Origin of the sequence: Coprococcus sp. ART55/1 (assembly GCF_000210595.1) — a bacterium.
In the GTDB taxonomy this organism is placed as follows: domain Bacteria; phylum Bacillota; class Clostridia; order Lachnospirales; family Lachnospiraceae; genus Coprococcus; species Coprococcus aceti.
This window is the reverse complement of the sequence record NC_021018.1, coordinates 1,992,411-2,014,312: the sequence shown is the minus strand read 5'-3', so window position 1 is coordinate 2,014,312 and position 21,902 is coordinate 1,992,411. Positions and strand designations below refer to the sequence as shown.

14 protein-coding genes and 1 pseudogene are annotated in these 21,902 nt (G+C 45.2%); 14 read left to right on the top strand and 1 reads right to left on the bottom strand.

Annotated elements, in window-relative coordinates:
- The first annotated feature begins 292 nt into the window (after positions 1 to 292).
- The 10 genes from CCU_RS09110 to CCU_RS09065 all read left to right on the top strand — a co-directional run bounded on the left by CCU_RS09110 (position 293) and on the right by CCU_RS09065 (position 13,352).
- Positions 293 to 1,780: an anthranilate synthase component I family protein gene (locus CCU_RS09110; RefSeq protein WP_015534415.1), complete on the top strand. Its 1,488-nt coding sequence runs from the start codon at positions 293 to 295 to the stop codon at positions 1,778 to 1,780.
- Between the two features lie 20 nt (positions 1,781 to 1,800).
- Positions 1,801 to 2,367, top strand: coding sequence for an anthranilate synthase component II (locus CCU_RS09105; RefSeq protein WP_015534414.1), 567 nt, complete (start codon positions 1,801 to 1,803; stop codon positions 2,365 to 2,367).
- A gap of 28 nt (positions 2,368 to 2,395) precedes the next feature.
- Positions 2,396 to 3,409: an anthranilate phosphoribosyltransferase gene (gene trpD, locus CCU_RS09100; RefSeq protein ID WP_015534413.1), complete on the top strand. Its 1,014-nt coding sequence runs from the start codon at positions 2,396 to 2,398 to the stop codon at positions 3,407 to 3,409.
- A 49-nt stretch (positions 3,410 to 3,458) separates the two neighbouring features.
- Positions 3,459 to 4,343, top strand: a complete 885-nt coding sequence (gene trpC, locus CCU_RS09095) for an indole-3-glycerol phosphate synthase TrpC (RefSeq protein WP_015534412.1) — start codon at positions 3,459 to 3,461, stop codon at positions 4,341 to 4,343.
- Positions 4,344 to 4,430: 87 nt separating this feature from the next.
- Complete coding sequence (gene trpB / locus CCU_RS09090) at positions 4,431 to 5,615, top strand: tryptophan synthase subunit beta (RefSeq protein ID WP_015534411.1); 1,185 nt, start codon at positions 4,431 to 4,433, stop codon at positions 5,613 to 5,615.
- Positions 5,608 to 6,378: a tryptophan synthase subunit alpha gene (trpA, locus tag CCU_RS09085; RefSeq protein WP_015534410.1), complete on the top strand. Its 771-nt coding sequence runs from the start codon at positions 5,608 to 5,610 to the stop codon at positions 6,376 to 6,378. The genes trpB and trpA overlap by 8 nt, the downstream gene beginning before the upstream one ends.
- Before the next feature lie 481 nt (positions 6,379 to 6,859).
- Entirely contained in the window at positions 6,860 to 7,234 is a 375-nt protein-coding gene (locus CCU_RS09080; protein WP_015534409.1) for a hypothetical protein, read from the top strand.
- Between the two features lie 144 nt (positions 7,235 to 7,378).
- Positions 7,379 to 9,367, top strand: a complete 1,989-nt coding sequence (gene uvrB / locus CCU_RS09075; protein WP_015534408.1) for an excinuclease ABC subunit UvrB — start codon at positions 7,379 to 7,381, stop codon at positions 9,365 to 9,367.
- A gap of 126 nt (positions 9,368 to 9,493) precedes the next feature.
- Positions 9,494 to 12,388: an excinuclease ABC subunit UvrA gene (uvrA, locus tag CCU_RS09070; RefSeq protein ID WP_055146387.1), complete on the top strand. Its 2,895-nt coding sequence runs from the start codon at positions 9,494 to 9,496 to the stop codon at positions 12,386 to 12,388.
- Positions 12,389 to 12,428: 40 nt separating this feature from the next.
- The gene (locus CCU_RS09065) at positions 12,429 to 13,352 is read left to right on the top strand and encodes a hypothetical protein (RefSeq protein WP_015534406.1); all 924 of its coding nucleotides are present in this window, start codon (positions 12,429 to 12,431) and stop codon (positions 13,350 to 13,352) included.
- A gap of 188 nt (positions 13,353 to 13,540) precedes the next feature.
- On the opposite strand, the gene fba is transcribed toward CCU_RS09065, so the two are convergent.
- Positions 13,541 to 14,410 carry a class II fructose-1,6-bisphosphate aldolase gene (gene fba / locus CCU_RS09060; protein ID WP_015534405.1) on the bottom strand — a complete coding sequence of 290 codons (870 nt, stop codon included), beginning with the start codon at positions 14,408 to 14,410 and terminating at the stop codon, positions 13,541 to 13,543.
- Positions 14,411 to 14,748: 338 nt separating this feature from the next.
- Between fba and CCU_RS09055 the strand changes: the two genes are divergently transcribed.
- The 4 genes and pseudogenes from CCU_RS09055 to CCU_RS09040 all read left to right on the top strand — a co-directional run bounded on the left by CCU_RS09055 (position 14,749) and on the right by CCU_RS09040 (position 21,895).
- Entirely contained in the window at positions 14,749 to 17,400 is a 2,652-nt protein-coding gene (locus CCU_RS09055) for an ABC transporter ATP-binding protein/permease (RefSeq protein WP_015534404.1), read from the top strand.
- Positions 17,401 to 17,804: 404 nt separating this feature from the next.
- Positions 17,805 to 18,860: pseudogene (locus CCU_RS09050) on the top strand (iron-containing alcohol dehydrogenase family protein).
- Between the two features lie 110 nt (positions 18,861 to 18,970).
- Positions 18,971 to 20,110, top strand: coding sequence for a rhomboid family intramembrane serine protease (locus CCU_RS09045; protein WP_015534401.1), 1,140 nt, complete (start codon positions 18,971 to 18,973; stop codon positions 20,108 to 20,110).
- Positions 20,111 to 20,266: 156 nt separating this feature from the next.
- Positions 20,267 to 21,895 carry a hypothetical protein gene (locus tag CCU_RS09040; protein WP_015534400.1) on the top strand — a complete coding sequence of 543 codons (1,629 nt, stop codon included), beginning with the start codon at positions 20,267 to 20,269 and terminating at the stop codon, positions 21,893 to 21,895.
- The last annotated feature ends 7 nt before the right edge of the window (positions 21,896 to 21,902 follow it).

The window sequence follows — 21,902 nt, the reverse complement described above, 5'->3', positions numbered from 1 at the left end:
ATTGTATATGGTCGAGGGCATCGATATATATAAATATATATAAATTATTTATATATATTTTTTTTTATTTATTGATGAAATTAGGTGGCACCGCAGGAGATTAGATTTCTTGTCCTAATGTTAGTAGGATAAGGAATTTTTTTTATGTCCTGTGGTGCTTTTTTAGTTTGCAGAAAGACATGTGACATTTGATAGATCCTTTGACGATAGCCTGATAGACATATATGAAAGAGATGAGCACAGGGAAATTTATTGAATGCATGATAGTGTTCAAAAATAAGGAGGATGAGACATGATAAGACCAGAACTTAGCGAGGCAAAGAAATATGCGGCAGACGGATACAGGATGGTTCCGGTGTGCTGTGAGATGTTATCGGATGTGATCACACCTATCAACTTACTCAGAAAGCTGAAAGCGGCGAATGAGCACTGTTACATACTTGAGAGCGTGGAGAATCAGGAGGTGTGGGGACGCTACACATTTCTTGGTTATAATCCAAAGCTTGATGTCACATGCATGAATGGGCACATACAGCTCAAGGATATAGATGGAAATGTGATAAAGGAAGCGGATGACATTCATCCTGAGGTATTCATAAGAGAGATTCTCAAGGATTACAAGAGTCCGAAAATAGAAGGACTTCCAACATTTACAGGCGGGTTTGTCGGTTACTTCTCATATGATTATATAAAGTACAGCGAGAAGAAGCTTGTGATCGATGCCGATGACGATGAGGAATTTCAGGATCTGGATCTCATGCTCTTTGACAAGGTCATAGCATTTGACAATTTCAAGTCAAAGCTGATCCTCATTGCAAATGCTGACACGTCCGATATAGAAGCCGGATATGCAAAGGCACTTGCTGACATAGAAGATATGAAGAAGCTAATCCTCGATGGAGAGATGGCTGAGATAGAGCCGGTTAAGATGAAGAGTGATTTCAAGCCTCTGTTCAATAAAGAAAAATATTGCAGCATGGTCGAGAGGGCAAAGAAGTACATATTCGAGGGAGATATCTTCCAGGTGGTTCTGTCCAACAGACTTGAGGCTGAGATGGAGGGTTCACTGTTCAATACATACAGGGTTCTCAGAAGCACAAATCCTTCTCCATATATGTTCTACTTCAGCGGCGACCAGATAGAGGTTGCGGGCGCATCACCTGAGACACTGGTAAAGCTTGAGAATGGCGTGCTCCACACATTTCCTCTTGCTGGAACGAGACCGAGGGGAAAGACAAAGGAAGAGGATATGAGACTTGAGGCCGGACTTATGGCGGATGAGAAGGAGCTGGCGGAGCACAACATGCTGGTGGATCTCGGAAGAAATGATCTTGGTAAGATAAGCAAGTTCGGAACTGTTGAGGTTGAGCAGTACATGAAGGTTCAGAGGTACTCACATGTAATGCATATCGGGTCAACGGTCAAAGGAGAGATCGATGACAGCAGGTATGATGAGCTGTCAGCCGTGGATGCGGTACTTCCAGCAGGAACCCTCTCAGGAGCACCGAAGATCAGAGCGTGTCAGATCATCAATGAGCTGGAGGACAACAAGAGAGGAATATATGGCGGTGCCATAGGATACATAGATTTCACAGGGAATCTTGATACATGTATAGCCATAAGGATCGCATACAAAAAGGGTGACAAGGTATTTGTCAGATCCGGAGCAGGAATCGTGGCGGACAGTGTTCCGGCAAATGAGTTCCAGGAATGTATCAACAAGGCAAAGGCAGTTACAACAGCACTCACAATGAGCGCTTTTCATGCGCATGCACAATAAATACAAGGAGGACAAAACAAATGACAATACTTATAGATAATTATGACAGCTTCTCCTACAACCTGTATCAGCTTGTGGGGGCAATAAATCCGGATATAAAGGTTATAAGAAATGATGAGTTCACCTGTGAGGAGATTGAAGCGATGAATCCTGATCACATAATCATCTCACCGGGACCCGGAAGACCTTCGGATGCGGGAATGTGTGAGGAAGCGGTGAGATATTTTGCAGGAAAAGTACCAATCCTCGGCGTGTGTCTCGGACATCAGGCGATTTGTGAGACATATGGTGCGACAGTCACATATGCAAAGAAACTTATGCATGGAAAGATGTCGCTGGTTGATGTGGATCTGAACTGCAGATTGTTCAGAGGACTTCAGAGCAAGATACAGATTGCCAGATATCATTCACTGGCAGCAGCCGATGAGAATTTCCCGGAATGCCTGGAGGTCACAGCCAGGACGGAGGATGGAGAGATCATGGCGGTGAAACACAGGAATTATGAGGTATATGGAGTTCAGTTCCATCCGGAGTCGATACTGACACCGAAGGGCAAGATAATGCTCAGAAATTTTTTAGAGATATAAATTGATATAAAATAAGGAGGATATGGCGATGATACAGGAAACTCTTAAGAAGGTAGCAGCAGGACAGGATCTTACATACGATGAGGCATATGCCAGCATGGATGAGATATTCAGTGGCCAGGTGCCGGGAGAGACAACGGCGGGATATCTCACAGCTCTTCACATGAAGGGCGAGACGCTTGACGAGATAACAGCCAGTGCAAATGGAATGAGAGACCATGCGGAGTCTCTTCCACATGACGGAATAGATGTTCTTGAGATCGTGGGAACAGGCGGAGATTGTGCGAATTCATTTAACATATCGACAACGAGTGGTATAGTTGCAGCAGCGGCCGGAGTACCGATCGCAAAGCACGGCAACAGAAGCGTATCGAGCAAGAGTGGCGCAGCGGATGTCCTTGAGGCCCTTGGTGTAAATATCTCCATATCACCTGAAAAGATGGGCAAGGTTCTTGCTGAGTGCAACATGAGCTTTATGTTTGCCCAGGTTTATCACAAGGCGATGAAATATGCAGGTCCGGTCAGAAAGGCACTTGGAATACCGACAGTATTCAATATCCTTGGACCTCTCACCAACCCGGCAAAGGCTCAGATGCAGATCATGGGAGTATACAAGGAGGAGCTTGTTGATCAGATGGCTCCTGTACTTGTTGGTCTTGGTGTAAAACGGGGACTTGTCGTATACGGACAGGATTGTCTGGATGAGATATCCATGAGCGCACCTACAACAGTTGCAGAGATCAAAGATGGCGAGATTACAAAGTACGAGATCAAGCCAGAGAATTTCGGATTTGAGAGATGCAGCAAGGAGGATCTGGTGGGCGGCGATCCTGAGGAAAACGCGCAGATTACCCGCGATATCCTGTCAGGCAAGATCAAAGGAGCCAAGAGAAATGCAGTTGTACTGAACGCAGCAGCTTGTATCTACATCGCAGGCAAGGCAGATTCCATAGCGGATGGAATCAAGGTTGCAGAGGACGTGATCGACAGTGGCAAGGCTGCTGAGACGCTTGATGCATTTGTAAGACTGACAAATGAGTAGATAAGTTTTATCGCAGACTATGATAGAAAGTTGTATAGAGAGGTAAGAGATGATATTAGATGAGATAGCTGCAAAGACAAAGGAACGTGTGGCGGAGCAGAAGAAAAAAGTTCCTCTTGAGGAGATGAAGAGACATGCACTTGATATAGTTGCCAGAGAGACGGATAACGGCAGCAGCCCATATAGTAAGTTCCCATTTAGGGATAATCTGGCAGCGGATGGAATATCGTTTATCTGTGAGGTCAAGAAGGCATCGCCTTCCAAGGGGCTTATCGCACCGGATTTTCCCTATGTTGAGATCGCAAAGGAATATGAGGCGGCTGGTGCTTCAGCCATATCGGTGCTCACTGAGCCGTTTTATTTCCAGGGAAGCAATCAGTTCCTGATGGATATAAAGAAGGAGGTAAATATACCGCTGCTGAGGAAGGATTTTACAGTTGACGAGTATATGATATATGAGGCAAAGGTCATAGGAGCCTCGGCGGTGCTTTTGATTTGCGCAATACTGGATGACGAGCAGCTTGTCTCATATCTTCGGCTTGCACATGAACTTGGAATGTCTGCTCTGGTTGAGGCTCACGATGAGGAGGAGGTCAGACGGGCGATAGCCTGCGGAGCCGGCATCATCGGAGTGAACAACAGAGATCTCAGAACATTTACGGTGGACATCATGAACAGCGTTCGTCTTAGAAAGCTGATACCGGATACGGTGCCAGCCACCCATATGGGGACGGAGGTACCTGTCATTGGTACAGGAGCTGCGGCTGACACTTTAGCACCCCAGAAGATGGTGTATGTGTCTGAGAGTGGAATCAAGGCAAAAGAGGACATAGACAGGCTCAAGGCAAATGGAACTGATGCGGTGCTCATAGGTGAGACATTTATGAGAAGTCCCGACAAGAAGAAGTTGTTTGCGGAACTTAGAGGCGAGTAACATATTATATAGAAGAAACACAATACAAAAGTGTAGAAATTACATTTGAAAATATATCTGAGAAGACAAAAACAGGAGGAAAAACATATGTCAAAAGGCAGATTTGGCGTTCACGGCGGCCAGTATATTCCAGAGACTCTGATGAATGCGATGCTGGAGCTGGAAGAGGCATACAAGAAATATAAGGATGATCCGGAGTTCAACAGAGAACTCACAGAGATGCTCAACGAGTATGCGGGAAGACCTAGCAGACTTTACTATGCGGAGAGAATGACAAAGGATCTGGGCGGTGCAAAGATCTACCTAAAGAGAGAGGATCTGAACCACACAGGAGCGCACAAGATCAACAACGTAATCGGACAGATGCTCCTTGCCAAGAGAATGGGCAAGACAAGAGTTATCGCGGAGACCGGTGCCGGACAGCATGGAGTTGCAACAGCTACAGTTGCAGCCATGATGGGCATGGAGTGCGAGATATACATGGGTGAGGAGGACACGATCAGACAGGCTCTCAACGTGTACAGAATGAGACTCTTAGGAGCAAAGGTTCATCCGGTAAAGACTGGAACAGCCACACTGAAGGATGCTGTATCTGAGGCATTCCGTGAGTGGACAAGCAGGATTGATGACACACACTATGTACTCGGCTCAGTCATGGGACCATATCCTTTCCCTGAGATCGTCCGTGATTTCCAGGCTGTGATCAGTAAAGAGATCAAGGCACAGCTCATGGAGAAGGAGGGAAGACTTCCTGATGTCGTCATGGCATGTGTGGGCGGCGGTTCAAATGCCATCGGAGCTTTCTACGATTTCATACCTGACGAGAGTGTCAGATTGATCGGCTGTGAGGCAGCAGGCAGAGGTGTTGATACATTTGAGACAGCGGCAACTATCGCAACTGGAAAGCTTGGTATATTCCATGGCATGAAGTCCTACTTCTGTCAGGATGAATATGGCCAGATCGCACCTGTATATTCTATCTCAGCGGGACTTGATTATCCGGGAATCGGACCTGAGCACGCGTACCTTCACGACATAGGACGTGCAGAGTATGTGGCGATCACAGATGACGAGGCTGTGGATGCATTTGAGTATCTGTCAAGGATCGAGGGAATCATCCCTGCGATAGAGAGCGCCCACGCTGTGGCTTACGCCATGAAGCTGGCACCTACAATGGACAAGGATAAGATAATAGTGATCAATGTATCAGGACGTGGTGACAAGGACGTTGCAGCCATCGCAAGATACAGAGGGGAGGATCTTCATGAGTAATATAGCAAAAGCATTTGAACATGGAAAAGCATTTATACCATTTGTGACATGTGGCGATCCGTCGCTGGATGTGACAGAGGAGGTAGTATACGCAATGGTTGAGGCCGGTGCAGACCTTATAGAGCTGGGAATCCCATTCTCAGACCCGACAGCCGAGGGCCCGGTTATTCAGGGCGCAAATATAAGAGCGCTTGCAGGCGGCGTGACGACAGACAAGGTATTTGACCTTGTGAGAAAGCTCCGCAAGAAAGTGACAATACCTATGGTGTTCATGACATATGCAAATGTCGTGTTCTCATACGGTTCGGAGAGATTCATCAGCACATGCAAGGAGATCGGCATAGATGGACTGATCCTTCCTGACATTCCTTACGAGGAGAAGGATGAGTTTGACGGAATCTGCAAGCAGTATGATGTGGATCTCATTTCACTCATCGCACCGACATCCCATGAGAGAATATCCATGATCGCAAATGATGCGAGTGGATTTGTATACTGCGTGTCATCACTCGGTGTAACCGGAACCAGAACCAAGATCACCACAGACATAGGAGCAATGGTCGATCTGGTGAAGAAGGCAAAGGACATCCCTTGCGCTGTAGGTTTTGGAATATCCACACCTGAGCAGGCAAAGCAGATGGCGGAGAAGTCAGACGGAGTCATCGTCGGTTCAGCCATCGTCAAGCTGTGTGCCCAGTATGGCAAGGACTGTGTGCCTTATGTGACAGATTATGTGAAGAGCATGAAGGATGCGATAAGGTAGGAAATTATAGATACTAATATGGGGTATGCATTTGTGGATGCATATTTAAGAGAGTCGGAGAAATCTGGCTCTCTTGTGTTTTATAGATATATTTATAAATATGTTGACACCACAATTAGTTTTTGATATAACATATACATCAGCGATTGCTGATATCCATAATGAAAATTGAATAAATCATATTTTAATAAGTAGAAGAGTTTGAAAACATGATGAGTAGCAAGTGCTACAAGTCTGCGATCATGACTCTTTTTTTGTTGCCTTTTGGGCATGGGGCAGATTTCAAATGAAAACTGAATATGCATCTGCCCGGTATCCGGGGCAGCAAAGAATACGGACACAGCGACTGTCGTCGGCTGAAAAATGACAGACCGAGGAGCAGGCACCATGGAGGTGTGAGCTGGTGAAGCTTCAGATAACACATTGACAACATTTTGTAGATTTATTTTAGGTTTATTTTTTCATTATGGAGGTAACGATTATGAGATATTCATTTACAGAAAAGACATCACACAGACAGCAGGAGACAGCATACATGCTTTACATGATCATCGGCAGCTATTTTCACAGATGCAGCTGCAGATCAAAGGCGTTGGAGGAGAATCTCTTCCTTTATTATAAGGAGCTTCAGGAGAAGAGACAGGTGGAGAAGGAGAGACAGATCATCAGAGTCAGCGAGGGTGTGCTGAAAGACAATATGACAGATCTTGCGGAGATGAATGCTGAGGTGGTTATCTCAAGGGCAGATGATCTGTATATATTAAGATTTTACACAGGATTTGAGAGAGTCGTGGTGACTGTCGATGAGAAAGGCTGCTATGAGATAAGCCTGGGTAGGGATGAACTAGCGGTATAGAAGGTGTTGTGAGCAAACAGATGAAGTATAGTGGCAGTTGTTCAGGGCATAAATAAACTTGAGCAACTGCCGTGTTTTTACTTGATATGGGAACTAATGTTCGATATAATAGATGCAGGTTTTAGCCTAGAGTAGGAGACTTTTATGGATCATTTTGAATTGGTATCGGAATACAAGCCCACCGGAGATCAGCCGGAGGCAATAGAAAAATTGGTAAAGGGTTTTCAGGAAGGTAATCAGTTTGAGACGCTGCTGGGTGTAACCGGATCTGGTAAGACTTTTACCATGGCGAATGTCATACAGCAGCTGAATAAGCCCACGCTTATACTTGCACATAACAAGACTCTGGCGGCGCAGCTTTATGGGGAGATGAAAGAATTTTTCCCGAACAATGCGGTGGAGTATTTTGTATCATACTACGATTATTATCAGCCGGAAGCATATGTGGCGTCTACGGATACTTATATTGCAAAGGATTCGTCTATTAATGACGATATTGACCGGATGAGACATAGCGCCACAGCAGCACTCATAGACAGAAAGGATGTCATAGTGGTTGCATCTGTATCGTGTATATATGGCATCGGTGATCCGGACGAGTACAGGAATCAGATGTTGTCGTTTAGAGTTGGCATGATAAAGGACAGAGATCAGGTCATCGATGAACTGACAGATATACAGTATGACAGGAATGACATGGATCTGCAGAGAGGCACATTCAGAGTGCGTGGGGATGTACTTGAGATAATTCCTGTGTCAACATTTGACGATGGAATAAGGATAGAGTTTTTTGGTGATGAGATAGACAGGATCACAGAGTTTGATCCGCTCACTGGAGAGGGAAAGAGGGATCTGACATATACCTGTCTGTTCCCGGCGTCCCACTATGTGGTTGGACAGGAGAAGATGGAGAAGGCACTGAAGAGGATAGAGGCGGAGCTCAAGGACAGAGTTGCTTACTTCAAGTCAAAGGATAAACTCATCGAGGCACAGCGTATCGAGGAGAGAACTAACTTTGATATGGAGATGATGAGAGAGACTGGATTTTGCTCTGGTATAGAGAACTATTCCGGTCCGCTGGCTGGAAGATCAGCCGGAGAGACGCCGAGCACACTTCTGGATTTCTTTGATGATGACTTTCTTCTTATTATAGATGAGTCACATATGACTGTGCCTCAGGTTGGCGCGATGTATTCGGGAGACCGATCCCGTAAGATGAATCTGGTTGACTATGGATTCAGGCTTCCATCTGCACTTGACAACAGGCCGCTCAACTTCTCGGAATTTGAGCAGAAGCTGGATCAGGTCATGTTCGTATCTGCCACACCGGGCAAATACGAGGAGGAACACCAGATGCTCATGGCTGAACAGATCATCAGACCTACGGGACTTCTGGATCCGCCGGTTGAGGTCAGACCGGTTGAGGGACAGATAGATGATCTGCTGAAAGAGGTCCGCAAGGAGACTGAGCAGGGACACAAGGTGCTTGTAACAACACTTACCAAGCGTATGGCTGAAGATCTCACCAGCTATATGAGGGATAATGATATAAAGGTGAAATATCTGCACTCGGATATAGACACTATGGAGAGGGTTGAGATAGTGAGAGATCTCCGTCTTGGCGTATTTGATGTGCTTGTTGGAATCAACCTTCTGAGAGAGGGACTTGATATACCGGAGATCACTCTGGTGGCAATACTGGATGCTGATAAGGAAGGTTTCCTGAGATCGGAGACATCACTCATCCAGACCATAGGAAGAGCAGCCCGAAATGTGGATGGACATGTCATCATGTATGCGGATACTATCACGGGTTCTATGAAGTATGCCCTCGATGAGACGAGCAGACGTCGTGAGATACAGCAGAAGTATAATGAGGAACATGGAATAACCCCTAAGACTATAGAGAAGAGCATAAGGGATCTCATAACCATAGAGGTGAAGAAGGAGGAACTTCCAGATGAGGATAAGGACGCTGAGTCCATGACGAAGAAGGAGCTTCAGAAGGTTATCGCCAAGCTGACCAAGAAGATGAATATGGCGGCAGCAGACCTCAACTTTGAGGTGGCGGCAGAGATCAGGGATCAGCTCAAGGTGTATAAGGCGGCACTGAGAGATTATGATAAAGAATAGATGGATGCAGGGTAGATAATTAAGATATAACAAATATAAATAATAAAGAGAAAAGGTTAGATCAAGATGGAAGACAATAAGAATTATGAACGTGGTGAGCATCTGGAGAATATAACGGATGCGAGCATGAAAGATGATGATTATTTCAACGCCAGCAGGAATATTGACAGGAAGTATATTACTATTGAGGGCGCACGTGAAAATAATCTGAAGAATATCAATGTCAAGATTCCAAGGGACAAATTTGTTGTCGTGACAGGACTTTCGGGATCAGGTAAGTCTTCACTGGCATTTGACACGATATATGCGGAGGGACAGAGACGATACATGGAGTCGCTGTCCTCCTATGCGAGACAGTTCCTTGGACAGGCTGAGAAGCCGGACGTGGACAAGATAGAGGGACTTTCCCCTGCAATCTCCATAGATCAGAAGTCAACAAACAGAAATCCTCGATCCACAGTTGGCACTGTCACTGAGATATACGACTATTTCAGACTTCTCTATGCCAGAGTGGGAATACCACACTGCCCGAACTGTGGTAAGGTCATAAGCAGACAGACGGTTGACCAGATGGTGGATGAGATCATGAAACTACCTGAGAGGACAAAGTTCATGGTGCTTGCGCCTGTGGTCAGAGGCCGAAAGGGAGAGCATGTAAAGCTGCTGGAGAAGGCAAAGAAGAGCGGATTTGTCAGAGTGGTTGTCGATGGCAGCATGTATGAGCTGTCGGAGGAGATAAAGCTCGATAAGAACAAGAAGCACAGTATAGATATAGTTGTCGATCGTCTGGTTGTAAGACAGGATGTGGAGAGGCGACTCACAGATTCCATAGAGACCGCACTTCAGCTTGCAGAGGGGCTTATGAAGATTGAGGTGATCGGGGAGAGGGATGAGAATGGTGTTCAGAAGGAGAATACCATTATCAATTTCTCAGACAGCTTTTCATGCCCGGATTGCGGAATCAGCATAGATGAGATAGAGCCGAGAAGCTTTTCGTTCAACAATCCATTTGGCGCATGCCCGACATGTGCAGGTCTTGGCTTCAAGATGGAATTTGATCCGGATCTTATGATACCCGATCAGAGTTTGTCGATAAATGATGGAGCCATAGTGGTTCTGGGATGGCAGTCATGCAATGATGGCAAGAGCTATTCAAATGCAATACTCAGGGCACTCAGTGCGGAGTATGGATTCTCTCTTGATACGCCATTTCAGGATTATCCACAGGATATAAAAGATCTCTTATTATATGGAAAGAACTCACGACCGGTTAAGGTGCATTATAAAGGACAGCGCGGGGAGGGAGTGTATGATATAACATTTGAGGGACTCATAAAGAGTGTTGCCAGAAGATACAGGGAGACATCTGCGGAGTCCACAAAGGCCGAGTATGAGACATTCATGACTGTAACTCCGTGTGAGGTCTGTGGTGGCAAGAGACTTAAGCCGACAGCCCTTGCTGTTACAGTTGGAGATAAGAATATTGCCGAACTTACAGAACTACCTATCACAGAACTTGCAAAGTTCATGAAAGATCTGGAACTCACTGACAGACAGAAGATGATAGGTGCGGCCATACTCAAGGAGATCAGGTCGAGACTGCATTTTCTTATTGATGTGGGACTTGACTATCTGTGTCTGAGTAGAGGTACAAGCACGCTCTCAGGTGGAGAGGCACAGAGAATAAGACTTGCCACGCAGATAGGTTCAGGTCTGGTCGGAGTTGCATATATTCTGGATGAGCCAAGTATCGGACTTCACCAGAGGGACAATGACAAGCTGATAGCAGCGCTCAAGAATCTGAGAGACCTTGGAAATACGCTTATCGTTGTAGAGCACGACGAGGATACCATGAGGGCGGCGGATCACATTATAGATATAGGACCGGGAGCCGGTGCAAATGGTGGATATGTGGTAGCTGAGGGTACGGCTGATGATATTATGAAATGTGAGAATTCTATCACCGGTGACTACTTAAGTGGCAGGAAGAAGATAGAGGTTCCGGATGTGAGGAGAAAGCCAACCGGATGGCTCACTGTCAAGAATGCTTATGAGAACAATCTCAAGCATATAGATGTGGACATACCACTTGGAATCATGACATGTGTGACGGGTGTGTCTGGTTCAGGAAAGAGTTCTCTGGTAAATGAGATCTTGTACAAGAAGCTGGCGAGAAGACTCAACAAGAGCAGGATTAAAGCAGGAAAGCACGACCATATCATTGGCTATGATGCTTTGGATAAGATTATCAATATAGACCAGTCACCTATAGGTAGAACGCCGAGATCCAATCCGGCTACTTATACAGGTACATTTGATCTGATAAGGGATTTGTTTGCTGGAACCAAGGATGCCAAGGCAAGAGGTTACGGCAAGGGAAGATTCAGCTTCAATGTATCTGGTGGACGATGCGAGGCGTGTCGTGGAGATGGAATAATCAAGATAGAGATGCACTTCCTGCCAGATATATATGTGCCATGTGAAGTGTGCGGAGGAAAGAGATATAACAGGGAGACTCTGGAGGTCAAGTACAAGGGCAAGAGTATCAATGAAGTCCTTGACATGACAGTTGACGAGGCATGCGAGTTCTTTGCAAATGTGCCAAGGATACTGAAGAAGATAGAGACTCTCCGCGATGTGGGACTCGGATATATCAAGCTGGGTCAGCCATCCACCACTCTGTCGGGCGGAGAGGCGCAGAGAATCAAGCTTGCAACAGAGCTTTCGAGACGAGGAACGGGAAAGACGATATATGTGCTTGATGAGCCAACCACGGGACTTCATTTTGCTGATGTGCACAGACTTGTGGATATACTCAGAAGGCTCAGCGAGGGCGGCAACACAGTTGTGGTTATCGAACATAATCTTGACGTTATCAAGACCGCAGATTATATTATTGACATGGGACCTGAAGGAGGCGCTGGCGGTGGAACGGTCATTGCCAGAGGAACTCCTGAGGAAGTTGCGAAGATACCTCAGTCCTATACAGGACAGTATTTGAAGAGGTATCTCGATATGTAAGGGATGTGTCGAATAATTACATCGGAGGTAGATGACGAACATGGATGAACAGAATAGAGTAGAAGATATTGACAGAGTTGATGGCGGGTCGACTTCTGAGCAGAATCTGGAGCAGGAAAAGGCTATGATGGCTGAGAATAGTCAGGTAGCACAGCCAGCTCAGTCACTGTATCAGCATATGCCACAGTATGGCCAGCCGGTGCAGCAGATGCCGCAGTACGGTCAGCCAGCCCAGCAGCCATATCAGCCACAGTCACAGTATAGCCAGGGAGCACAGCCAATGCAGACACCATACCAGCAGATGCCGCAGTACGGTCAGCCAGCCCAGCAGCCATATCAGCCACAGTCACAGTCACAGTATAGCCAGGGAGCACAGCCAATGCAGACACCATACCAGCAGATGCCGCAGTATGGCCAGCCAACCCAGCAGCCATACCAGCCACAGTCGCAGTACGGCCAGCCGGTACAGCCAACGCCATACAACAACCCTATGGGTTATATGGGATATGAGAACAGGCAGAACATACCTGATGATGTTAAGAAGGGATCCACACATGTACCTAATATGTTAAACCTGATCGGCATTATCATGGCTGTTGTATCAGTATTTATTCCTTATGCTTATATGGGGACAGATGCCAGAAGTATAGTTGGAGTGTTTGGGATAAATGTACTGTCAATGCTTGTTGCGGCGGTAGTTATCATAGCAGACGTGATCTGTGCATTTATCAACAAGGCAGGCTGTTATATAGCAGACCTTGTTATATCTATAGTTGTTGGCGGAATATTGATATTTGAATTTGTTCTGTCATTGATAGATCTTGGAAAGCTAGATGCAGCGGCAAGTGCAAGACTCGGAGTCGGTGCATGGATCAGCGTGGCAGCGGCACTTTTCATGCTGATATCAGTTCCTATATGGTGGACAATCAGCAGAAAAAAGGATAAGGCAGAGAAGCAAGATTAGAATTTAGAAATTTATATTAGTGAAGATAAAAAATAATATAAAAGAAAAATAAGTAAGAATAAGAACCCCATCATGGCTTGTACAAGCTGTGATGGGGTTCCTTTAAGTTTACGTGAGCGATACTTGTCCGAAAGCTGTCGAACAGTTTATCGTTACATTTGTTAATTGTTCTGTTAAAGATCTGTTAATTAGTCGTTAGCCTTACCAACTGATCCGAAGAGTTCCATCTTCTCCTTAACAGTAGCCTTGATAGCCTCGAAACCAGGAGCGAGAAGCTTTCTAGGATCAAATCCCTTGCCCTCAAGATCCTTACCAGCCTCGATGTACTTTCTTGTAGCATCTGCGAATGATAACTGGCACTCTGTGTTAACGTTGATCTTTGAAACGCCAAGTGAAATAGCCTTCTTGATCATGTCAGCTGGGATACCTGTACCACCGTGAAGAACTAATGGCATAACGCCTGTCTTCTGCTGGATAGCATCAAGTGTCTCAAAGCTAAGTCCCTTCCAGTTAGCTGGGTACTTACCATGGATGTTACCGATACCAGCAGCAAGCATATCTACACCAAGATCAGCGATAGTCTTGCACTCATCTGGATCAGCGCACTCGCCCATACCAATAACTCCGTCTTCCTCACCACCGATGGAACCAACCTCACACTCGATTGAGAGGCCAAGCTGATGAGCTACGTTAACGAGCTCTGTTGACTTAGCAAGGTTCTCCTCGAATGGATAGTGTGAACCATCAAACATGATAGAAGTGAAACCAGCCTTAACACACTTGTAGCATCCTTCGTATGTTCCGTGATCAAGGTGAAGAGCTACAGGAACTGTGATTCCAAGTGAATCATGCATAGCCTTAACCATTGCTGCAACTGTCTCAAATCCTGTCATATACTTTCCAGCGCCCTCTGAAACACCAAGGATAACAGGTGACTGAAGCTCCTGAGCTGTGAGGAGAACAGCCTTTGTCCACTCAAGGTTGTTGATGTTGAACTGACCTACTGCGTAGTGACCAGCCTTAGCTTTCTTTAACATTTCTGTTGCTGAAACTAACATTTGTAAAATCCTCCGTAAAATTATATTTGGATACAACGTACCCACTTACGCTGATTATACCCCATATAATAAGAAAATAAAAGAATTTTTAGCCAAAAGTTCAACATATAGTTAGTTTGAACTTATCGATAGAAATGAAAAAAATAAAACATTTATAAAGAATAGCCCGCCTTAATTGCATTGAAAAAAATTAAATGCTATGATTTGCCAGTAATAATGACAAAACTATCAAAGTGTAATGCATATAGAACATAATACGTTATGTGTATGCACACAGACGTGGCGCAAAGCACCTTACTATGCTTTTGCACAATATAATCTTAAAAAGGGAGGACGTAATGCTTCAGCTTAAGAACATCGTGAAGGATTACCATACTGGTGATGAAGTTGTTCAGGCGCTCAAGGGTGTATCTGTGAACTTCAGAAGAAATGAGTTCGTGTCCATACTTGGTCAGTCGGGTTGTGGAAAGACAACGCTTCTGAACATAGTGGGCGGACTGGATCAGTACACCAGTGGAGATCTGGTTATCAATGGCAAGTCGACAAAGGATTTCAAGTCAAGAGACTGGGATTCATATAGAAACAATTCAGTCGGATTCGTATTCCAGAGCTACAATCTGATACCGCACCAGTCGGTATTGTCAAATGTAGAGCTTGCGCTCACTTTGTCAGGAGTATCAAAGGCAGAGAGAAGAAAGAGAGCGAAGGAGGTTCTGGAGAAGGTCGGTCTGGAAAATCAGATTCACAAGAAACCAAACCAGATGTCCGGTGGACAGATGCAGAGAGTTGCCATCGCCAGAGCACTCATAAACGATCCGGATATTCTGTTGGCGGATGAGCCAACGGGTGCACTTGACACAGAGACAAGTGTTCAGATCATGGAACTGCTCAAGGAGATAGCCAAGGACAAGCTGGTTATTATGGTCACGCACAACCCGGAGTTGGCACAGCAGTATTCAACAAGAATCGTAAAGCTCCTCGATGGAAATATAATAGATGACTCCAATCCATTCTCAGATGAGGATGAAGCAAAGGAGGATGACGGAAGTTATGAACCTAGAAAGACATCCATGAGTATGTTCACAGCGTTCTCGCTGAGTCTGAACAACCTCATGACCAAGAAAGGAAGGACATTCTTAACAGCATTTGCCGGAAGTATAGGAATCATAGGAATAGCGCTTATCTTGTCGCTTTCATCCGGATTTCAGAAGTATATCAACGATGTGCAGGAGGAGACGCTTGCCACGTATCCGGTGCAGATAACGAAGAAAGCGATGGATTACGATGAGCTGCTCTCAAAGATGGTAGGTAACAACGAGGAGGATTCAGATCACAATCACGCTGGCGAGGACAAGGTATATTCGGGAGATATCATGGGAGACATGCTCGTGTCCATGGTGTCAGATGTGAAGGAGAACGACCTTGAGTCATTTAAGAATTATATAGAAGACGATGCAAACGGTTTCACCAAGTATACAAGTGATATAACATACACATATGATACACCATTATATGTGTTTAACGAGAACAGTGCAAATGGCGGTGTTGCCCAGGTAAATCCAAGCACCACAATGACAGATATGGGATTTGGAGGTATGGCGGAGGCACAGGAGTCAACGGCAGATTTCATGTCGGCATTCAGCTACGGTTCATCGTCAATGGACATGTGGACACAGATGCTTGACAACGACACTCTGCTCAAGCAGCAGTACGATGTGCTGGCAGGACACTGGCCTGAGAATAAGAACGAGGTTGTACTTGTCGTCGACAAGAACAATGAGATAAGTGATTTTACACTGTATACTCTTGGACTTAGGGATTCAAAGGAACTGAGCGATATGGTTTCAACCATACTTGCTGGCGGAGAGGTACCGGAGCTTGAGCAGATGGTGTTTACATACGATGACCTTCTTAATCTCAAGTTCAAGGTTGTGCTTCCGGGCGATCTGTACAAGAAGAATGATGATGGAACATACACAGATATGAGTTCTGATGCTGATTTTCTGAAGTCTGCCGTGGCCGGGGGCCTTGAAGTAAAGGTGTCGGCAGTAATCAGGGCTTCGGATAAAGCGTATGCAACTACCATGCAGCCGGGATATATAGGTTACACATCGGAGCTTGCCAATTACATAGTTTCAGAGAACGAGAAGACAGATGTACTCAAGGCTCAGATGGATAATCCTGATACTGACATATTTACAGGAATGCCATTTTCAGATGGCAAGGAACTGACAGCGGATGATGTGGATATGGATTCTGTTATGCAGCAGCTTATGGCTTCAGGTCAGGTTACTGAGGACATGCAGGCACAGATGGCGTCCATGACCAAGGATCAGCTCTTCGATATGCTCAAGGGTTACGGTTTCTTCCAGGAGTCAACATCTACTTATGAGGATAACATGTCAAAGCTTGGATATGCAGAGCTTGCAAAGCCGGCTTCCATCAACCTCTACTGTGCAGAATTTGCGGATAAGGACGAGATAACAAAGCTTATAGACAAGTACAACGAGGATTATCCTGACAAGGAGATCACATACACTGATTACATCGGAATCATGCTGTCATCGGTGACCAAGATCATCAACGCGATAACCTATGTACTCATTGCATTTGTGGCAATTTCATTGATAGTTTCATCCATCATGATCGGAATAATCACATATATCTCAGTTCTTGAGAGAACAAAGGAGATCGGTATTCTGCGAAGCATAGGAGCTTCAAAGAAGGATATCTCAAGAGTGTTCAATGCGGAGACATTTATAATAGGTCTCTTCTCAGGACTCATAGGAATCGGCGTGACGGTGCTGATCAATATACCGATCAGTAAGGTGATAGAGAGTTATATCAACGTTGCCGGTGTATCGGCGCTTCCTTGGAAGGGTGGAGTGATGCTGGTAATCATCAGCGTTATACTGACATTGATCGGAGGACTTATCCCATCGAGACTTGCAGCTAAGAAGGATCCTGTTATAGCGCTCAGAAGTGAGTAATTATAAATTATCTGAATACAAAAAGAAAAGGCTGCCATCTCTGGCAGCCTCTTCTTTTTGTATTAAAAGGGAGTGACTGCAACTACATTATGTGAGGGGAGGGTGTTGCAGTCGTTTATGAAAAAGGGGATGTAAACAACTCGCTTACGCTCTCGCTGTTTACAGTTAATAATATACCGAGAAAATGTGTTCTAATTTTGGAGAAGTTGTGTAGAAAATGTGTTTTTCGGGTAAAAATATGAAGATGCTGTAAGAAATTTAAAGGATATGAAAACAGCATAAGGCAGACATGGTTAGAAATTAGAAAGGTAAGTAAAGGTATGAGACAAAATGTGTATTGTCTTGTTTATTTTTGCTGATCATATAATGTATAATGGTAGAAATGTATTTAGGAGGATAAACAGATGGCAGGAAGTCATATAGCAATACCAACCATTCTTAAGATCGGAAAGGGAACCCTGAATGATCTGGGCAAATATATAAGTGCTTCCGGGATGAAGAATGCTGTTATTTATTTTGGAAATGGACTCATAGACATGTTTGGACAGCAGGTCATGGATTCTCTGAAGAAAGAAAATGTGACAGTTGTGGAGTACAGAGAGCTGGATTCCACCAATATAGAGGATATAATCAAGCTGGCATTTGATATAGATGCGAAGGCCCAGGTGATCGTGGGTATCGGCGGAGGAAAGGTTATTGATGTGGCAAAGTATGCGGCATATCTCAGAAAGCTTCCTTTTATAAGTATTCCGACATCGGCGTCATCGGACGGATTCTCAAGTGCCAGCGCATAACTTATGGTAAATGGACGGCGTACATCGGTGCCTGCAAGGATGGCATACGGAATCATAGCGGATACGGAGATCATTAAGTCTGCACCGGAGAGATTCCTTTACTCGGGAATCGGAGATATGGTATCCAAGATCACATCCCTCTATGACTGGCTCTTCGAGTCTGAACTGGGATACTCTGAGATGAACGATTTTGCAGTTATGATAGCGAAGAAGGCAGTGAACAGTTTCGTCAGAACACCATTTGAGACGATCAAGGATGACCTCTTCCTGAAGGAGCTTCTCGATTCCCTTGCCATGAGCGGTGTTGCTAATGAGATTGCAGGCGGAAGCACACCGACATCCGGAAGTGAACACCTGATCTCACATGCACTTGACAAGATGCTTGAACAGCCACAGCTCCATGGAATCCAGGTGGGAATTGCCACATATATCATGGCTGTTGTCCAGGATCACAGATATGTCAGGGTAAATGCAATATTTGAAAAGACTGGTTTCTGGGATTATGTAGCCACACTTGACCTCAAGAGAGAGGATTTTGCAAAGGCGATAGACATGGCACCACAGATCAAGCCTCACAGACACACATACCTTCACGAGGAGAACTACAGAGAACTTGCCAAGAAGGTTCTGTATGAGGACGAGGTACTTAAGAGAGTATTCGACTAAGAAAAAAGGTGTGAAGAATGGTACTGCAAGGTGGAAAAACAGTGTATCGTGTAAAACAATGAACAGTATGTGGATGCCAGCCGTGGAGGGCATTGTCAGGAGAGTATTATATGGAAGAAAACAATTTCGGCTATGGCTTTGAACATGATGACTATGGGAGATTTGAGCAGGATATTGACCAGGACACAGCTTATGTGATCAGACCTGAGCAGATGGGCGGTGGAGCTTCCCCGCAGCCACAGATAAAGAGGACGATCCCTATAGTTACGATTGCATTGATAGTGGCAAATGTCATAGCTGGCATCATGTGTATCGGTGTGGACAATTACTCCAGAACCGGTGGACTCAACTATCAGTACGTGAAGCTGAATGGCGAGTATGGACGACTTATATCGGCGATGTTCCTGCATTCTGGCTTTGATCATCTCTTTGGCAATATGTTTGCACTATATATGTTTGGCTCCACGGTGGAGAGAAAACTTGGCTCCCTGAGGACGACTATCATATACTTTGTATCAGGAATTGTTGCCGGGATCATATCCATGAATGTGTATCATATGACTGATCCTGACAGAATGCATTTCTCTATAGGAGCATCAGGGGCGGTGTTCGGAATCATATGTGCTGCTGTGTTCCTGACATTCATGGGCAACAGGAAAGCAAGCAGAAAAGATATGATGGTATCCATAGTTGTTGTGGTCATATATGCTCTGTATACAAATGAGAAGAATATAGATATCTATGCGCATGTGGGTGGTGCGATCGTGGGAGGAATCCTTGCATTTGCACTGAATATCAAGCGGTGGGAGAAGTTTAGGGAGAACAAATTCTGCAAGCTTTTGGCAGTCATACTCACATTGTCAATGTGCGTGACAGGTATCGGTGAGGCGGGGATCGGCAAAGATGCAGCCGATCTTCCGGATAAGAGGATAGATTATATAAAGGAACAGAAGATATTCCCGGATGGAGACACAACCTATGGGGATGGTCTGGATGCCTATTGCAGCGATGAACACTGGCAGGCATTTGTCGCGACGGACGGAAGTCAGATAGTGCAGTTTGAAGGGAATGCCACATATAAGGGGCAGCAGGTGACGGTCACAGTCCAGTTTCAGATAGAGGGTGACTGCGAGGGCTATCAGCCGGGATATGTCGGGCTGAATGATGTGGGACAGAACAGTGAGAGTGCCACGGAATTCATGTTGACAGTGTGTGGAAGATCGATAAATGAGCTGAAGTACGGAAGATAAATATCGTTGTGTGAACAAATGTGTCATGGTATACTAAATCTGTATATCCATATGCGGATAGAGAAGATATGTGTCTCAGAATATGGGCAGATATATCAGGAAAAGTATATGGTATAAGATCTATTATAATCAGGAAAGTACAGAGATAGAGAAAACATGGCACTCAAATACGTGATGATAAATGACATAATTGAAGAACATAATGCAAGAATGCAGAATCTGAGGAAATATTACCCGTTTTTTGTTCTGGCTGAGACCACATTTGCGCAGTATAAGGAAGGTCGTTATGCACAGCTGGACATGGGTTATATAACCATGGCGATTCTGCGTTTTTTTATTCAGGAGAACAGCTTCAATGAGCGTGAAGTGTCATACGATGAATATGAGGAATTCATGGGACAGCTCCTTGACCGTGATTTCGATGTGGAGATCGCGGGAGATGACAGGGCTGACCTGATAATGTATATATTTGACAAGATCAAGAACGACGGAAGAGCATTTGAATTCACGTTCTATGATCCGGGAAAGAAGCAGCGCAAGACGGGACGAGTGAAGCTGATAGACAGCCATATAGTGGATGGCAAGGTTCTGTATTTCATTACTGCGGATGGAATCGAATTCTATCTGGACACCAAGGAGATCAAGGACGAGAGCAAGATCAACGTGCAGCAGCTTCTTCTGGAAAAGATGATCGTTGGAGAGAACTTCCGTGGCGGTATCGAGGTCGTGCGCAGGATCAATAGCGAGGTGAACAGGCTGATCCGCGAGAAGGATGAGATAGTAAATCTTCTGTCCATCGACGTGTTCAAGGGCGCGGAGGAGTACGAGAATTATATGAAGACCGTCGGCAAATGGTTCGCTGACGAGCAGAAGCTCTTTGCCAAGAACAAAGCTCTGGTGGACAAAGCGATCACTAAGGCGAGCTATGATAATATGGGCAAGGGCAACCTGAAAGCTATGGAGGAGATAAGCCAGCTTGAGCTTGAACTCAAGAGGACCATCATCAAGCACGGAAGTCTGATAAGCAGCACCATGGAGCTGCAGAACATATCGGACAATATCATACACAAGGCAAAGCTGCAGAAGCTTAGACCTGCATTTGACTTTGCAGGACAGCTTCAGAGTATCATAAAAGAGGACAGACCGGATAAGATACTCACCATACTTGCGCCTCTCTTCGCTCCGAGGATCGTGAAAACGTTCAGCATGACATCCATAGATCACATGCTCACGCTGAAGTCCGAGGACAATGCGAAGACCACAAAGGTGAAGAAGGAGCAGCTTGATCCGAACTTCCGTTACGAAGATGAACTGCTCGATGAACAGATAAGTGCCAACTTCACAAAGCTGTTCCACGAGCTTCTTGACCAGCTGAACAAATGGGGACACCTGAGTCTCAAGGAATTCAATGGAATACTTGAAGTTAAGTTTGGAAAAGAAATCTACGACAACAAAGATTACTATTCCTTCCTCACACACCTGGCTCAGAAGGACAGGTACAGCGTGGATGAGATACTGGCAAAGCCGGACACTATGCTGGAGGGAATGTTGGTAGATCACATAGAGAGAATAAAGAAAGTTGACGAAAAAACGCTGGCGGCATCTGTATCTGGAGATCAGGCTGGTGGCAGCAGATCCGGTCTCTCCCGTGAGATGTATGCACCGGAACTCACATTGGATGCGTTCAGAGGCATGACATTTACACTGGAATTCCATCCAGACGAAGAGATACAGATTGGCGAGGACATGTACGTTACGGGAATTCAGTTTAACAAAACCAGCTGAGAGTGAT

Coding starts and splice junctions, on each gene's coding strand:
- CCU_RS09110 (WP_015534415.1), top strand. CDS start 293: ATGATAAGACCAGAACTTAGCGAGGCAAAGAAATATGCGGCAGACGGA.
- CCU_RS09105 (WP_015534414.1), top strand. CDS start 1,801: ATGACAATACTTATAGATAATTATGACAGCTTCTCCTACAACCTGTAT.
- trpD (WP_015534413.1), top strand. CDS start 2,396: ATGATACAGGAAACTCTTAAGAAGGTAGCAGCAGGACAGGATCTTACA.
- trpC (WP_015534412.1), top strand. CDS start 3,459: ATGATATTAGATGAGATAGCTGCAAAGACAAAGGAACGTGTGGCGGAG.
- trpB (WP_015534411.1), top strand. CDS start 4,431: ATGTCAAAAGGCAGATTTGGCGTTCACGGCGGCCAGTATATTCCAGAG.
- trpA (WP_015534410.1), top strand. CDS start 5,608: ATGAGTAATATAGCAAAAGCATTTGAACATGGAAAAGCATTTATACCA.
- CCU_RS09080 (WP_015534409.1), top strand. CDS start 6,860: ATGAGATATTCATTTACAGAAAAGACATCACACAGACAGCAGGAGACA.
- uvrB (WP_015534408.1), top strand. CDS start 7,379: ATGGATCATTTTGAATTGGTATCGGAATACAAGCCCACCGGAGATCAG.
- uvrA (WP_055146387.1), top strand. CDS start 9,494: ATGAAAGATGATGATTATTTCAACGCCAGCAGGAATATTGACAGGAAG.
- CCU_RS09065 (WP_015534406.1), top strand. CDS start 12,429: ATGGATGAACAGAATAGAGTAGAAGATATTGACAGAGTTGATGGCGGG.
- fba (WP_015534405.1), bottom strand. CDS start 14,410: ATGTTAGTTTCAGCAACAGAAATGTTAAAGAAAGCTAAGGCTGGTCAC.
- CCU_RS09055 (WP_015534404.1), top strand. CDS start 14,749: ATGCTTCAGCTTAAGAACATCGTGAAGGATTACCATACTGGTGATGAA.
- CCU_RS09045 (WP_015534401.1), top strand. CDS start 18,971: ATGGAAGAAAACAATTTCGGCTATGGCTTTGAACATGATGACTATGGG.
- CCU_RS09040 (WP_015534400.1), top strand. CDS start 20,267: ATGGCACTCAAATACGTGATGATAAATGACATAATTGAAGAACATAAT.